The sequence below is a fragment of the Pedobacter sp. CG_S7 genome, assembly GCF_040544395.1.
GTDB lineage: Bacteria > Bacteroidota > Bacteroidia > Sphingobacteriales > Sphingobacteriaceae > Pedobacter.
Map to the genome: position 1 here is coordinate 19,012 of NZ_JBEONS010000022.1, position 14,872 is coordinate 33,883.

Below are 14,872 nucleotides of genomic sequence, written 5' to 3' on the forward strand. Positions count from 1 at the left end.
TTTAAAAAAAATGATTAAAAAGATATTCTTCATCCTGCTGGCTGCTGGATGGTTACAAAATTCAGCGATTGCTCAAAATAGTACTGACCAGCGTACTTTAACTACAAAAATAGCAGATTTACTCGCGCAGCTTCCTGCAAAGGATGCAAAACAACTTCAAGGTAATATGCTTGAAATCTCTCAACTAGGCGAAGAAGGCTATGTTACTTTGATTAATGGCCTCAGCGCAAACGGTAAAGGAAACAATTCTTCATTAGAATATGCTATTGGCGGATATTCTGCTTATGTAATGCAAACGGGAAAAGACCAGGAAAGAAGTAAGAGCGTTAACGCTTATTGTAAAGCTTTAAATAATGCAACAGATAAACAAGTTAAGCAATTCTTAATAAGTCAGTTAGAACTGGTTGGCAAAGACGATGCCATTGCTTGTCTTCAAACTTATTTAACAGACCTACAACTTGCTGATGCTGCCTCCAGAGCTTTGGTTAAAATCAATTCTCCAGCTTCAAAAGCAGCATTATTAAATGCTTTTCCAAAAACTAATGGGCTCGCGCAACTTTCAATTATGGAAGCCATGGGCTTAAGCCAAATCAAGGAAGCAGCGCCTGCCTTAAATCTTGTTGCTGTAAACGGAAACCAAAACCAGGCAAAAGTAGCTTTAATAGCCTTAGCAAATATTGCAGATCCCTCATCAGCACCTATTATGACAGCAGCTGCAGAAAAAGCAAATTATTTCTATGAAAATACTAGTGCTACAGTGGCTAATCTATTGTATGCAGAAGGACTTTTAAAAGCAGGTAATACCGAGCTTGCCATAAAAATAGCAACTCAGCTGTCTGAAAAGTCTTTAGCTAGTAATCAGGTTCATACCCGTATTGCGGCTTTAAAAATCCTTATAGAAAGCAATAAAAATAACAGTACAGCATTGCTTTTAAAGGCAATGGATGACACCAATTCAGCTTTTCGTATGGCAGCTTTAAAATTTGCAATTCCCTACATTACTCCAGCTACAACAGCCCTTTGGCTTAATAAATTGGGAAAAGTAAATACCCAGACGAAGGTTGAAATTATAGATATGCTTGCAATAAGCAAACCGAAAGAAGCTTTACCACAGTTAATTAAATTATTGAAAAGTAAAGATCAGCAATTGAAATTTGCTACAATAGCTGCAGCGGTTCAAATTGGGCAGGTACAGGTATTACCTGATTTGTATAAAGTGATGCGTAAAGGTGATTCAACAACCATTACGGAAGTGAAAAATGCGATCTTAAGGATGAAGGGAAATGGAATTCCAGAAAAAATTGCAGCTTATATTCCTAAGTCAAAACCTCCGGTTCAAATTGCATTAGTTGAAATTTTAGCTTCGCGTGCAGCTAACCAACAGATTAGCAGTATTTATGGCTTACTAAATCATAAAAATCCTGCTGTAAAGCAAGCAGCATATGCAGCTTTAAAGCAGACGGTAACCAATAAAGATCTACCTCAATTGTTTAACTTGTTAAATGAGACAACAGTTCAAAATGAACTAATGGAATTACAGAATGCCATTATTATGGCCGTAAAAGGAACTGAAAATAATGATGCTCAAGTTGATATGGTATTGGAACGCATGTCAGCTGCCCCACAAGAAAAAAAGCTGGTGTTTTATAACATATTAGCCAGTTTAGGTGGTGAAAAATCGTTAAAAGCGATAGCTGAAACTTATAATACTGGTGATGCCCAAAGCAAAAAAGCCGCTGTTACTGCTTTAGCTTTATGGACGGATAATGGTGCAACAGCATTGCTAATGAAAATTAGCCAGGAGTCTAAAGATGCTAATGAGGTCAACAATGCTTTAAGAGGTTACCTAGATTTGGTAAGGACTGCTTCTTATACTGATGTACAACGGTTTTTGAAATTACGTGAAGCAATGGCCATTGCGCAGACTAACGCACAAAAACTGTTAATATTGAAAGATATGGAAAAAGCAAAATCTTTTAATGCAGCAGTTTTTGCTGGAATATATCTTGATGATGCTGCCTTACAACAAACTGCTGCAAATGCAGTGATGAACATTGTTTTAGCTGATCAATCTTATAATGGTGAAATCATTAAACGTTTGTTGAATAAAACCATCAATGTAATTAAAGGTGGGGATAGCGAATATCAAAAAGAAGCAATGCGCAAGTATCTTGTAGAAATGCCAAAAGGAGAAGGTTATGTTGCGTTATTTAATGGAGTTGACCTCCAAGGTTGGAAAGGCTTAGTAGGAGACCCTATTAAAAGGGCAAAAATGGATGCTAAAACTTTAGCTGTTGCACAAGAAAAGGCAAATGTGGAGATGCTAGACAGTTGGAAGGTGATGGATGGCGAATTAAGATTTGCCAGTAAAGGAGAAAACCTGGCTACAGTTAAAAAATATGGTGATTTTGAAATGCTTGTTGATTGGAAAATTATAGATGACAAGAAACAAAATGGTGATGCAGGTATTTATTTGCGTGGTACACCTCAGGTTCAAATCTGGGATAATGCCAGAATTAAAGACGGTGCTCAAGTTGGATCTGGAGGTTTATACAACAATCAATCTAACCCAAGTAAACCACTTACAGTAGCCGACAATAAATTAGACGAATGGAATACATTCTACATTTCAATGAAGGGCGATCGTGTTACCGTTTATTTGAACGGAGTATTGGTTACTGATAATGTGATTTTGGAAAATTACTGGGATAGAAGTTTGCCTATTTTTGCAGAAGAACAAATTGAATTACAAGCACATGGATCTCCTATCGCTTACCGTGATATTTATATAAGAGAAATTCCACGCGTAAAACCTTTTGAATTAACTGCACAGGAAAAGAAAGAAGGTTTTAAAGTGCTTTTTGATGGTACCAATATGCATCAATGGACGGGTAATACAACTGACTATATTATTGAAGATGGAAATATTGCCATAAGACCAATACCGGGTAAAGGATCTGGTGGTAATTTGTTTACCAAAGAAGAATTCAGTGACTTTATTTATCGTTTTGAGTTTCAGTTAACACCAGGTGCCAATAATGGGTTAGGTATCAGAGCTCCACTTAACGGCGATGCGGCTTATGAAGGTATGGAATTGCAGATTTTGGATAACGATGCACCTATTTATAAAGACCTTCATATTTACCAATACCATGGTTCAATTTATGGAACTTTACCTGCAAAAAGAGGTTTTCTGAAACCAATGGGTGAATGGAACTATGAAGAAGTGATTGTGAAAGGACCTAAAATTAAAGTGATTTTAAATGGTACAGTAATTCTTGATGGAGATATTACGGAAGCCCGTAAAAACGGTGCTGCAGATGGCAAGTCACATCCAGGATTGTTACGCGAAAGTGGTCATATCGGATTTCTTGGTCATGGCTCTCCGGTACAATTTAAGAATATCCGAATCAAAGATTTAAGCAAAAAATAACCATTATTAAAATATAAAATAATACCATTCCAAATATATGACTGAAGGCAATAAGGATTCAACTTCTATAAATTCAAGAAGAAGTTTCATTAAGACCACTGCACTGGCTGCAGCAGGATTTATGATCGTTCCTAGACATGTTCTTGGTGGAAAAGGTTTTTTAGCCCCCAGTGACCGGCTTTATGTTGCTGGGATAGGCGTTGGTGGAAAAGGCCAAAGTAATTTAAGTAACATCTATAAAGGGGGAAAAGCAGAAATTGCTTTTCTCTGTGATGTTGACGACCGCAGAGCGGCAACATCAGTTATAAACTTTCCCAAAGCAAAATATTATAAAGATTACAGGGAAATGCTGGATAAGGAAGCCAAAAACATTGATGCCGTTGTGGTTTCAACCCCAGATCATAACCATGCGATGATAGCAATGGCTGCGATGCAATTAGGTAAACATGTTTATGTAGAAAAACCGCTATCTCATGATATCTTCGAAGCTCGTCAATTAACTCAGGCGGCTAAACACTACCAGGTAGTTACCCAAATGGGCAACCAGGGGGCGTCTGGTGATGGAGTTAGACAATTAAAAGACTGGGTGGATGCAGGAGTTATCGGGAAAGTAGAAAAAGTCTATTGTTGGACCGACCGTCCGTCATGGCCACAAGGCATAATGTGGCCTCCCACAACTGCTGAAATCCCAAAAGAGCTAGATTGGGATCTCTGGCTGGGTAGTGCCCCAGAAAAGTCTTATATAGATAAACTTGTTCCTTTTAATTGGAGAGGCTGGTGGGATTTCGGCACTGGAGCCATTGGTGATATGGGCTGCCATTTGGTAGAACCACCATTCCGAATATTGGAATTAGATACACCAACAGAGGTACAGTGTAGTGTGGGAAGTATTTATGTTGATGAATTTAAAAGAGGCTATTTTCCAGATAGTTGTCCACCATCAAGTCATGTTATCATGACATTCAAGAAAACAAAGAAAACTAAAGATGATTTACAAATACACTGGATGGATGGGGGTATTAAACCTGCACGTCCAGAAGAATTAGGAGCCAATGAACCATTTGGTGCTAATGGTGTCTTGTTTGAAGGTACTAGAGGTAAAATGATTTGTGATGTATATGGCGCAAACCCAAGGCTTTTACCTTTATCACGTACCAATGAAGTACGAGTAAAACAAAGTATAGAAAGGGTACCTGGTGGCGTAGACGGCCATTATTGGTCGTGGGTAGAAGCTTGTATTGCCGGTTATGGCAAAAAAGAGCTAAGTTCTCCGTTTGAAATTGCAGGGCCACTTACAGAAACTTTATTAATCGCTAATCTGGCTATAAGAGGAACAGTTGTACAAATACCAAAAGTGACTGGTAAAGGTTTTAATTATCCAGGTAGAGATATTAAACTGCTATGGGATAAAGAAAATTTAAGGGTAACAAATTTTGATGAGGTAAACCAGTTTGTGAAAAGGGAATATCGCCAGGGTTGGAGTTTAGGTGTTTAGCAATAGAATTATGAGACTGGAAAATAAAAACTTACGCGTATTAGTTGTTGGTTGTGGAAACATGGGTTCATCACACGCAACTGCATATCATGAACTAGATGGCTTTGAAATATGCGGATTGGTATCAACAGGAAATAGTAAAGTGGTATTAAATGAAAAACTAGGCGGACAGTATCAACTATTTAATGATTACGAAGAGGCTTTGGAAAAAACGCTGCCTGATGCAGTATGTATATCCACTTATCCAGATACCCATGAAATTTACGCTATTAAAGCTTTTGAAAAAGGCTGTCATGTCTTTATAGAAAAACGACTTGCGGACTCTTTAGAAGGCGCTATACGGGTAGCAGCAGCAGCGAAAGTGTATGGTAAGAAATTATTGGTTGGATATATTTTACGTTACCACCCTTCATGGCAACGTTTTATTGAGTTGTCTGGCGAAATGGGTAAACTTTAGTGATGAGGATGAACCTCAACCAGCAAAGTTCTGGTGCCAAATGGTTGGTGCACCGTAACCTGATGAAAAGTTTAAGTCCGATTGTTGATTGCGGCGTACATTATATTGATGTAATGTGTCAAATGACCCGTTCAAAACCTGTGCAGGTTTCTGCAATTGGGGCCAGGCTAAGTGATGATATTCCAGAAGGTAATTACAATTACGGACAGTTGCAGATCCGTTTTGAAGATGGATCTATAGGTTGGTATGAAGCAGGTTGGGGGCCTATGATCAGCGAAACTGCTTTTTTCATTAAAGATGTTATTGGCCCTAAGGGTTCTGTCTCTATTTTGGCTAAAGAAGCTGGATCAGCAGGGAAATCCGCCTTAATTGATGCACATACTAAAACTGAATCTATTAAAGTACATTATGCTGCACTTAATGAAGACAATGGTTTCGCTAAGCAAGATCTTTGGATTGATTTAAGTGATGAGCCTGATCACCAGGAACTTTGCAATCGGGAACAGCGCTATTTCCTTAAAGCAATTTTGGAGAATATAGATCTTAATGATCCAACAACAGATGCAATTAATAGTTTACGTATTGCCTTTGCCTGTGATAAATCCGTTAGAACTGGTCAAATCATTGCGCTTTAAATAATATAGCCTAATTTGAAAAAATTGAGTAACTAAAACTATTTTCGTAAAGGCTGGTTATAGCGTAACATAAAAGCTGTAAAGATGGAAACAAATAGTGAAATAATTAGTGATTTAAAAGATTTATTATCAATCGTGAATGATGGCAAAGAAGGCTATGAATCTGCTAGTGAGGTTACAGACAAAATTGATTTACAAGGCGTATTTTTAAAATATGCAGCACAGCGCGCGGATTATGCAGTGGAGTTGAAAGCCCATATTGCCACACATGGAGGTCTTGCCGACAACGAAAGTGGTGGTATTTTAGGTGCATTCCACCGAACCTGGATTGACCTAAAGGTAGCCTTGAGTACTAAAATGGATGTTGCTATTCTGAAAGCCGTGGTTACAGGAGAAAAGGCAGCTATAGAAAAATATGATAAATACATAGCTGATTATGTAGACCATGCTGATCATATGCTTTTACTAGAAAAACAAAGAGAAGGTATAGTGACTGCTTTAAAAGAAATAGAAAGTTTACTTCTTCAAAGAGAGTTACATTGATTTTAAAATAAGTAAGCATTAAAACAGTGAGTTAATAAACCTTTTTAATGCTTACTTTCCAGTATTTACCTTAAGAACACGTAATAAATTACCGCCAAGAATTTTATGAATGTCCTTTTCCGGATACTTCAATCTCAATAAAGCTGCTGTTATTTTCGGATAATCTTGAACACCATCCATTTCCAGAGGATAAGATTCAGCTCCTTCAAAATCTACACCACTCACCATTTGGTTTAATAAAACATCATTATGAGTATCAATAACAAATGCCTTTTCATGAAATTGTTTTGTCTTTTGTGCAGACAATTCAAAGGTCTGCAATAGGAGTAAGAATAGTAGTAATCTTTCCATTTCCGAAAGTCAATAATTTATCGAAAAATTATAACAGAATGGATAAAATTTAATTTCTAATATATCTTTTATAAAAAGAGCTCATTCTAATAGAATTGTTCAGATCTATTAAAATCTCCTCTTCAATTAATTAATCATAACATTCTGAATTCCATTTTAAGAACAATACCACTAAAATCGCATCATAACAAAAAGGTTTTTTTACTTAAAAATGCACTTTAAATGCTAACTATAGGTGTTTTTTTAGTAAAAAGTATATATTTGGGAATAAATTAAAAAGCAAAAATGGAAAAATTCACAAAACTTAAAGAACTTATCGCTTCTATTGAGGCAGATATGGAGAAATTTTACAATTCAGGAAATGGTGCTGCAGGAACAAGAGTTCGTAAAGCAATGCAAGATTTAAAGGTTCTTGCTCAAGATATCCGTACCGAAGTAACTGAAAAAAAAAACACAGCTAAATAATTCATCTTAGCTATACATGAAAACAACCTACACTAAAACAGGTTGTTTTCATGTATATAATCTGGGCTTTACATCTGTTCTAAAGGTTTTTAAGCCATGCTTTAACCAAGCTATTTTCACAACATATTTTTTTGATTCAATAATATATAATTAAAAACACTTCATTTAGCAGGTTTTTTATACCTTGTCAGGAGGGCTGTGTCATTATATATTTTGCATCCAGGCCTTTAATAATTTATAAAATGAAATATACACCTGCATCAAACAGATACCAGCAAATGCAATATCGCCGTTGTGGTAACAGCGGAATTAAACTACCAGCCTTATCACTTGGTTTGTGGCATAATTTCGGACATGTTGATGTCCTCGAGAATTCAAGAGATATACTTAAACTAGCTTTTGATCAAGGTATCACACATTTTGATTTGGCAAATAACTATGGTCCACCTCCAGGATCTGCTGAAGAAAATTTCGGAAAGATTCTTCAAGAGAATTTTAATGGCTACCGTGATGAAATGATTATTTCCACAAAAGCAGGATATAATATGTGGGAAGGACCTTACGGTGATTGGGGATCTAAAAAATACCTGGTCTCTAGTTTGGATCAAAGTTTAAAAAGAATGAAACTGGATTATGTAGATATTTTTTATCACCATCGTCCCGATCCAGACACTCCATTAGAGGAAACCATGGCCACACTTGATTTAATTGTGCGTCAGGGAAAAGCATTATATGCTGGTATATCAAATTACGGTGCAGAAGAGGCTAGCAAAGCTATCCAAATGCTGAAGGAAATGGGAACACCATGCCTTATTCACCAACCGAAGTACTCCATGTTCGAGCGTTGGCCAGAAGATGGTTTATTAGACATATTGGAACAAACAGGGGTGGGCTGCATACCTTTTTCGCCTTTAGCACAGGGATTATTAACAAATAAATACCTTAACGGTATACCTGCAGATTCTAGAGTTGCAAAAGCACATGGATTTCTTCAGGCCAACCAGCTTACAGCAGAAAAATTAGATCAGATTAAAAAACTAAATGATATTGCTGAATTGCGCGGACAAAAATTAGCTCAAATGGCATTATCATGGCTATTGAAAGATAATAGAGTAACCTCTGTTTTGGTTGGCGCAAGTAAACCAGCGCAATTGGCAGATTCTTTAAAATGTTTGGAAAACTTGGATTTTAGTACAGCAGAATTAACATCTATAGACAATATTCTTAATCAGAAATTGCTTTCTTAAGCTATATTACTAGACGGAAATGCCTAATGGCAATACCCTGAGCCGATTTTAACATCAACTCAGGGTATTAATTCTCAAGAGAATTACTTTTGCTGGCCATAATCAAAATTTATCATCCAATAAATGCCGAATTTATCTTTGAAGGTTCCGAAATAGGCATTCCAAAAGGTATCTGCCATGGGCATCTCAATAGTACCACCAGCGGAGAGTCGATTAAATAAGTGATCTGCTTCATCCTTATTTTCAGGATGAAGAGAAATATAATTATTATTACCCTCTATAAGTTTCTGACCCATTGATGGGCAGATATCAGACCCCATTAGGGTATATCCTTCGGCAATGGGTAATGAAATATAAAACACCCGGTTTTTTTCTTCTTCTAGAAGGTTTTCCATACCAGGTGCATCACTCATCCTGCTGATGCTACCCTGGAAATCACCCCCAAATATAGATTTATAGAAATTGAAAGCTTCTTCGGCATTACCGTCAAAGTTTAAATAAGGACTCATCTTTGCCATAACTTTAAATTTTTGAATTTTATATTAATGATTTAGCGATTTAAAATAAATGCACGTAAATTAAAAGATCAAATTAATAAACAATAAACAAGCTTCATTGTTTAAAACAAACAACATAAATTTAATTACCTCGTTACGGTATTGGATATTTTGGTGCCATTACCGAATCTGCTTCATCGTTAAAAAACGCATAAATAAGAAGTTTATGGGCAACTATAAGTCAAAAATCCTAACAGGAAAAACGGTAATCATTATTGATGATGGAATGGCAACAGTTTGAAAAAAGAACCACGTGCAGTGAAATTTGCAGCAGATCGAGCAGAAAAGTTGCTATTTAAGTATTATTGAGAAGATCAGAGCCAACTGATTAACTAATTGCAAGTGGTGCTGATATAGCATTTATTGCAGACGATAATCTTAAAAAATACCATCTTATCGCATTGATTATGCTTTTATTAATATTATATTAGAAATATGCCATATCAATTCAAAGTTATTGAGTTATGAACATCTTAGTTTTTGGATTACCCGGTAGCGGAAAGACCTTTTTTGCTAGTCAGCTAGCTTTAAAAATTAATGCCTTGCACATTAGTAGTGATGCGATTAGAAATGAATTAAAACAAATGGGCAAGTATGACGAAAAAACTAAAATTGCTATTTATGATGCAATGCTTGAAACGATGAAAAAGGGTATAAAGAGCCAAATAAATACAGTTTTAGACGCCACTTTTTATAAAGGAAACATTCGTAAAATTTTTAAAGAAAAATGCCAGGAACTTCATAGTCCCTTATATTTTATTGAAATTAGTGCAAATGAGGCGCTGATTAAAGAACGGATTGAAAAAAAAAGGCCTAATAGTGAAGCTGATTTTGACGTTTATTTAAAAGTAAAAAATGAGTTTGAGCAATTAAAGGAGAATCATTTAGTGTTACATTCAGACCAGGAATCTATAAAAGACATGCTGGAAAGCGCATTGAACTATATTAAATATACCAGTAATGGAGCAGCGAGAGATTGATAAACTTATTAAGTGCAAAGATTTGCAAGAGCCTGAGCACCAACCAATTTTAGTTGAAACCCATATCTCATGGGTCATCCTGGCTGGCAATTATGCCTATAAGATCAAAAAACCTGTAAAATTTTCCTTTCTTGATTTTTCTACACTTGAAAAAAGAGGCTACTATTGCGATCGTGAAGTATTGTTGAACAAACGCCTGGCTGCTGAAATGTATTTGCGAACTATTCCAATCTTTAAGCGTGATAGAGAAATTTCCTTTAGCAATCAAGATGGTGTATTAATTGATTATGCGGTGCTAATGATGCGGATGGACACCAACATGGAAATGGATAAACTCCTCCTTAATGACCAAATAAGTGAAGTTGCGATAGAAAAGTTAGCAATTAAAATTGCGGAATTCCATCGGCAGGCTAAAGTTATTGACCATCATAGTCCTATTGAAAGCTTAAAAAACAGGTTTAATGATATTGAAGATATTGCGGCAAATGTCCTGCATCACCTGGGAGATACCTTCACTTCAATTATTCAAGAATCTGTAAAAATATCAAATTATTTTTTGGATAAGTATCAGGATATTTTCGCTGAAAGAACGCTTAATGGATTTGTACGGGACGTGCACGGCGACCTCCATACGGGAAATATTTTTTTATATCCAGACCCGGTAGTATTTGATTGTATAGAATTTAATGATGAATTAAGGCAAATGGATGTTTTGGATGAAATTGCTTTCTTATGTATGGATTTGGATGCCTATTCCAGAAGCGATTTAAGTGAATACTTTTACAAAAAATACGTTCATTATTCGGGCATTAAGGAAAACAATAAAGCGCGCTTACTTTTTGATTATTATAAATTTTACCGTGCCAATGTTAGAGCAAAAGTTTACATGCTTAATGCAGGAAAAACAAAAAACCAGCTTTTAATGGAACAACAAATAATACCCGCTACCCGCTATTTAAATTTGTTAGGAAAATATATGGTTAATTTGGCGGTATTGAATGATAGGAATCATCAGGAAGGCTGATCTTTCCAAATCCTGTGCATCCTTCTGAGATCAAACCACCTGTTGACCTGGAAGAGGTTTTTCTTCCAGAAGAAGATCTAGAAATTATACTTTGGGAAGATTTCTATTTATTTTTTTGCTACTAATCTTTTTAATTGTCCTAGAAATTGTCTTCCGATAGGGATTTCAATCTTGTCAATTTCAACGTCATTATTCGTAAAAGCTGTCAATTTATTTATGGATACAATAAAGGATCGGTGTATTCTAACAAACAAATGACATGGCAATATATATTCTAAGGAAGTAAGCGATTGTTTGACCAATATAGGCGGATGCAGTTCTGTGTAAATTTTAATATAGTCTTTAATACTTTCCACATAAGTAATCTCATCCAGAAATATTTTCACCATTTTTCTATTCGTCCTAAAAAATAATGATCCACGAATCATTGGCAAAGCATGTCCCTCTTCACCGTGGTTCACCATATTCACTAACTTATTCACTGCAATTAAAAAGCGTTCTATACTTACGGGTTTTAACAAATAATCTACAGCGCCAAGTTCAAAAGCTTCAACAGCAAATTCAGGACTAGAAGTAATAAAAATAAATTTAGGAGGATGCAGTAAGGATTTTATAAAACTTGTTCCAGGTAAATTGGGCAATTGTATATCCAGAAAAATCAGATCGACCCTTCCAGTTTGCATAAAAGTCATTGCTTGAAAAGCATCATTACACGTACATACCACTTCAAGTTGTTCTACCAATCTGATGTACTGTTGGATACATTTTAAAGCATTAGGATCACCATCTACTAGTAGGCATTTCCATATCATTAGTCAATTGATCTAATTATAGTCTCATACACATAAAATAGTTAAACACAAGACCTGATCTATTGTTTAGTTCTTGATAAAAAAAGCAAAGCATTTACATTTATTAAAAAAAAGAAGGTCAGTAACTTGTTTAAGTGGACAAGCTGCAATTTATTGCGCTTAAAGCAGCATATAGCTTTATAAATGTTTTATAAATCCAGTTACTTTGTTTATGAATACGACACTATTTTCGGGGATAAAAACTTATTATTTTTACTCAGAAATAAATATAAAATCATGAAAAAGTTAATAATCCTATTGTTTGCTGGTGCAGTAATGCTTTTTGTGGAAACTAAAAGTGCATCGGCGCAAATAAAACTGGCAGAAATAGAAATTTTTGGAACAACGAACAAGACCGCAATTTCTGAAAAAGTAACAAAATCATTTAATCAAATTTTTAAAGATGCAGAATCACCAAAATGGTATGTGTCTAATAAGCAAATCATAGTAAATTTTATACTGAATGATCAAAGGAACAAAGCCGTATTTGAAAAAAATGGCCGACTTGTTTACAATTTAGTATTTGGGGTTGAAGGACAAATGCCTGCCGAGGTTAGAAAGGTTGTTAAAAGTAAATATTTTGACTACAAAATCAATTCTACTGTGAAAGTGAATACAGAAGGTAGAAGTATTTGGATAGTCAATATTTCAGATCCAAAAGAGATCATGGTGCTAAGGGTTGAGGATGGTACCATGGATGTTATGGATAAATTTGTGAATAGTGGGGTTTAACCTTTGTTAAACCTTGCCATGTTTCTGGCACGCGTATAATACAGACCTTGTAGCGACTTTGTTTGCTTGGAGCGCAACCAAGTCGCTACGAGGTCGGTACAAGGTCGGTACAATGTGCCTACCACGTGCCTATCAGTTACAACGCAAATATCAATTTCGTATTAATTGAGGAAAAGAGGAAGATAAATCCTATCTTTCAAGTAAGTTCACAGAAATTAGTAGAATGGCCGCATTTAATAGGCTTATCGGTTCTTTTTTTGTGTAAATAAAAAAGCTTTAAATCAAAATTTTTATTGATCAGGAGTATGGCTATTATATTACTAAATAATTTATGAAACACGGACTACTAATTGACATGGATGGGGTAATTTATAGTGGAGAAACCTTAATTGAAGGAGCTGATAAATTTATTAGTGACTTACAAAAGCATGGTATCCCATTTACTTTTATGACCAACAATAGTCAGCGGACAAGACTAGATGGGGTTAGAAAGCTTAAACATCTTGGCATTGACGTAACTGAAGACCAGATTTATACCAGCGCTATGGCTACGGGAAAATTCCTTGGCGATCAGGGTGCACAAGGTACTGCATACGTTTTGGGTGAGGGTGGTCTGTTAACCAGTTTACACGAAAATGGGATTAGTTTAGTGAATACAGATCCTGAATTTGTAGTGTTAGGAGAAGGCAGAAATTTCACCTTAGAAATGGTACAACGTGCCGTAGACATGATATTGGCAGGTGCCAAATTTATAACTACCAACAGGGATCCTTCACCAAAAAAACCAGGATGGAGCAACTTAGGTATTGCTGCAACTACCGCCATGATTGAAGAAGCTACAGGCCGGAAAGCATTTGTGACCGGAAAACCAAGTCCGGTAATGATGCGTTCTGCAAGAAAATATTTAGGATTGGAAACAGCGGAAACAACTGTGATAGGGGATACCATGGAAACAGATATTCAAGGAGGGGTGCAAATGGGTTATAAAACCATTTTAGTACTGTCTGGTATTGCAAAAAAAGAAGATTTGAGCAGGTATGCTTTCAAACCAGATTTAACGGTAAGTTCTGTAGCTCAAATTGCAATGCCATTAAAATGGTGGTAAAGTAGCCTGTTTACCCTATTATAGTCAATGGTAAAAAAGTTATGGAAACCTTAATGAGTATTCAACACAGTTATTCATTTAATAGCACTTGTAATTTTTCAAAAAATAAACCAAGATGAAAACCATCCACTAAGGCGTGATGAACGTGAAGCCCGAAAGGCATTTGCTTTTTTCCGTTTTCTTCCACAAGTTTTCCAATAGAAAATTTCGGACAACTGTCACCTGATTTTAGTTTAGAAGCTTGAGACACTGATGTAAAATCTAACCAGGGCAAGGCAGAAAAATGAATAATATTCTCTTTGTTTTCGGCAGTAAATAAGCCTGAAGTACTTTTAACCCTTGCAATTTCCTCCTTAACAGCTATGTTAAACAATTCAAAATCAGGGAAGTATTTCATGTATGAAAATCCAAAAGTATGATCTGCTCTTAAAACTGTTGCAGAAGCATCTATACAATCGTAAATATACACTTCCTTGTTTTCAATTCTATACCTGAAATTTTCTATGGCATTTACAGCAATTAACGTTTTATGTAAATAATAATTAAAAAAAGAAACACCAAGTTCTTTAGCACGGAGATAGGCTCTGGTGCAGTCTAATTTAACAGTTACACCATAATAAGGTTCATCAAACTCTTTAAAGAAATGATAATGTTCTTTTCTGTTCCAACTGTTTAAATCTAATTTTTGCTTCATTATTGTATTTCAGAATTTACATTCATTAATTATGGAAAAAAGTTTTTCAGCTGGCAGCTATCAATAATTACACCAACTCTTAGTTTTGTCATGATTGCATTTTCAAGAATATGTTGTCTAATTACATGCTGCGACGTTGATTTTAAAAAATGATTTTGAAATCCCTGGTAGGAGAACCATTAGAAAAGAGGGGATTTTTTTATGGTTCTTGCTTAATAGCACAACAGATTGTAGCATAACGCTACAATTTATTAATTCTTAAAATAATTTAAATTACTGAATTTCAATCAATTAGCAATTAAT

General features: G+C 35.5%; 15 protein-coding genes. 11 read left to right on the forward strand and 4 right to left on the reverse strand.

Annotation, left to right across the window (positions count from 1 at the left end; genetic code table 11):
• Window positions 1-10 precede the first annotated feature (10 nt).
• The 5 genes from AAKU52_RS12105 to AAKU52_RS12125 all read left to right on the forward strand — a co-directional run bounded on the left by AAKU52_RS12105 (window position 11) and on the right by AAKU52_RS12125 (window position 6,563).
• Entirely contained in the window at window positions 11-3,433 is a 3,423-nt protein-coding gene (locus AAKU52_RS12105) for a DUF1080 domain-containing protein (protein WP_354333780.1), read from the forward strand.
• 37 nt (window positions 3,434-3,470) lie between these two features.
• A complete protein-coding gene (locus AAKU52_RS12110; protein ID WP_354333783.1) occupies window positions 3,471-4,928 on the forward strand; it encodes a Gfo/Idh/MocA family protein in 1,458 nt (485 codons plus the stop codon).
• Window positions 4,929-4,938: 10 nt separating this feature from the next.
• Window positions 4,939-5,385, forward strand: coding sequence for a Gfo/Idh/MocA family protein (locus AAKU52_RS12115; RefSeq protein ID WP_354333785.1), 447 nt, complete (start codon window positions 4,939-4,941; stop codon window positions 5,383-5,385).
• An 8-nt stretch (window positions 5,386-5,393) separates the two neighbouring features.
• A complete protein-coding gene (locus tag AAKU52_RS12120) occupies window positions 5,394-6,020 on the forward strand; it encodes a Gfo/Idh/MocA family protein (RefSeq protein ID WP_354333788.1) in 627 nt (208 codons plus the stop codon).
• 84 nt (window positions 6,021-6,104) lie between these two features.
• The gene (locus AAKU52_RS12125; protein ID WP_354333789.1) at window positions 6,105-6,563 is read left to right on the forward strand and encodes a ferritin-like domain-containing protein; all 459 of its coding nucleotides are present in this window, start codon (window positions 6,105-6,107) and stop codon (window positions 6,561-6,563) included.
• 51 nt (window positions 6,564-6,614) lie between these two features.
• On the opposite strand, the gene AAKU52_RS12130 is transcribed toward AAKU52_RS12125, so the two are convergent.
• Window positions 6,615-6,914, reverse strand: coding sequence for a membrane dipeptidase (locus AAKU52_RS12130; RefSeq protein ID WP_354333792.1), 300 nt, complete (start codon window positions 6,912-6,914; stop codon window positions 6,615-6,617).
• 285 nt (window positions 6,915-7,199) lie between these two features.
• On the opposite strand from AAKU52_RS12130, the gene AAKU52_RS12135 reads away from it, so the two are divergent.
• Entirely contained in the window at window positions 7,200-7,379 is a 180-nt protein-coding gene (locus AAKU52_RS12135) for a BF3379 family histone-like protein (RefSeq protein WP_354333794.1), read from the forward strand.
• 242 nt (window positions 7,380-7,621) lie between these two features.
• On the forward strand, window positions 7,622-8,626 hold the full coding sequence (gene mgrA / locus AAKU52_RS12140; RefSeq protein WP_354333796.1) for an L-glyceraldehyde 3-phosphate reductase: 1,005 nt from the start codon (window positions 7,622-7,624) through the stop codon (window positions 8,624-8,626).
• Between the two features lie 83 nt (window positions 8,627-8,709).
• Here the strand turns inward: mgrA and AAKU52_RS12145 are convergent, their stop codons facing one another.
• Window positions 8,710-9,144 (reverse strand): VOC family protein, encoded by a 435-nt coding sequence (locus AAKU52_RS12145; protein ID WP_354333799.1) that lies wholly within the window; start codon window positions 9,142-9,144, stop codon window positions 8,710-8,712.
• A 503-nt stretch (window positions 9,145-9,647) separates the two neighbouring features.
• Between AAKU52_RS12145 and AAKU52_RS12150 the strand changes: the two genes are divergently transcribed.
• Both AAKU52_RS12150 and AAKU52_RS12155 read left to right on the forward strand, forming a co-directional pair.
• Window positions 9,648-10,163, forward strand: coding sequence for a P-loop nucleotide/nucleoside kinase family protein (locus AAKU52_RS12150; protein WP_354333801.1), 516 nt, complete (start codon window positions 9,648-9,650; stop codon window positions 10,161-10,163).
• A complete protein-coding gene (locus tag AAKU52_RS12155; protein WP_354333803.1) occupies window positions 10,144-11,187 on the forward strand; it encodes a hypothetical protein in 1,044 nt (347 codons plus the stop codon). Before AAKU52_RS12150 ends, AAKU52_RS12155 begins: the two co-directional genes overlap by 20 nt.
• A gap of 107 nt (window positions 11,188-11,294) precedes the next feature.
• On the opposite strand, the gene AAKU52_RS12160 is transcribed toward AAKU52_RS12155, so the two are convergent.
• Complete coding sequence (locus AAKU52_RS12160) at window positions 11,295-11,999, reverse strand: LytR/AlgR family response regulator transcription factor (RefSeq protein WP_354333805.1); 705 nt, start codon at window positions 11,997-11,999, stop codon at window positions 11,295-11,297.
• 276 nt (window positions 12,000-12,275) lie between these two features.
• Between AAKU52_RS12160 and AAKU52_RS12165 the strand changes: the two genes are divergently transcribed.
• Window positions 12,276-12,770: a hypothetical protein gene (locus AAKU52_RS12165; RefSeq protein WP_354333807.1), complete on the forward strand. Its 495-nt coding sequence runs from the start codon at window positions 12,276-12,278 to the stop codon at window positions 12,768-12,770.
• A 331-nt stretch (window positions 12,771-13,101) separates the two neighbouring features.
• On the forward strand, window positions 13,102-13,875 hold the full coding sequence (locus AAKU52_RS12170; protein WP_354333809.1) for an HAD-IIA family hydrolase: 774 nt from the start codon (window positions 13,102-13,104) through the stop codon (window positions 13,873-13,875).
• A gap of 70 nt (window positions 13,876-13,945) precedes the next feature.
• On the opposite strand, the gene AAKU52_RS12175 is transcribed toward AAKU52_RS12170, so the two are convergent.
• Complete coding sequence (locus AAKU52_RS12175; protein ID WP_354333811.1) at window positions 13,946-14,569, reverse strand: CatA-like O-acetyltransferase; 624 nt, start codon at window positions 14,567-14,569, stop codon at window positions 13,946-13,948.
• Between the last annotated feature and the right edge of the window lie 303 nt (window positions 14,570-14,872).

Bases quoted from the DNA above. Each gene is read 5' to 3' on its own strand.
- AAKU52_RS12115 (WP_354333785.1), top strand. From the start codon at position 4,939: ATGAGACTGGAAAATAAAAACTTACGCGTATTAGTTGTTGGTTGTGGA.
- AAKU52_RS12105 (WP_354333780.1), top strand. From the start codon at position 11: ATGATTAAAAAGATATTCTTCATCCTGCTGGCTGCTGGATGGTTACAA.
- AAKU52_RS12170 (WP_354333809.1), top strand. From the start codon at position 13,102: ATGAAACACGGACTACTAATTGACATGGATGGGGTAATTTATAGTGGA.
- AAKU52_RS12135 (WP_354333794.1), top strand. From the start codon at position 7,200: ATGGAAAAATTCACAAAACTTAAAGAACTTATCGCTTCTATTGAGGCA.
- mgrA (WP_354333796.1), top strand. From the start codon at position 7,622: ATGAAATATACACCTGCATCAAACAGATACCAGCAAATGCAATATCGC.
- AAKU52_RS12110 (WP_354333783.1), top strand. From the start codon at position 3,471: ATGACTGAAGGCAATAAGGATTCAACTTCTATAAATTCAAGAAGAAGT.
- AAKU52_RS12125 (WP_354333789.1), top strand. From the start codon at position 6,105: ATGGAAACAAATAGTGAAATAATTAGTGATTTAAAAGATTTATTATCA.
- AAKU52_RS12165 (WP_354333807.1), top strand. From the start codon at position 12,276: ATGAAAAAGTTAATAATCCTATTGTTTGCTGGTGCAGTAATGCTTTTT.
- AAKU52_RS12120 (WP_354333788.1), top strand. From the start codon at position 5,394: ATGAACCTCAACCAGCAAAGTTCTGGTGCCAAATGGTTGGTGCACCGT.
- AAKU52_RS12160 (WP_354333805.1), bottom strand. From the start codon at position 11,999: ATGATATGGAAATGCCTACTAGTAGATGGTGATCCTAATGCTTTAAAA.
- AAKU52_RS12175 (WP_354333811.1), bottom strand. From the start codon at position 14,569: ATGAAGCAAAAATTAGATTTAAACAGTTGGAACAGAAAAGAACATTAT.
- AAKU52_RS12150 (WP_354333801.1), top strand. From the start codon at position 9,648: ATGAACATCTTAGTTTTTGGATTACCCGGTAGCGGAAAGACCTTTTTT.
- AAKU52_RS12145 (WP_354333799.1), bottom strand. From the start codon at position 9,144: ATGGCAAAGATGAGTCCTTATTTAAACTTTGACGGTAATGCCGAAGAA.
- AAKU52_RS12155 (WP_354333803.1), top strand. From the start codon at position 10,144: ATGGAGCAGCGAGAGATTGATAAACTTATTAAGTGCAAAGATTTGCAA.
- AAKU52_RS12130 (WP_354333792.1), bottom strand. From the start codon at position 6,914: ATGGAAAGATTACTACTATTCTTACTCCTATTGCAGACCTTTGAATTG.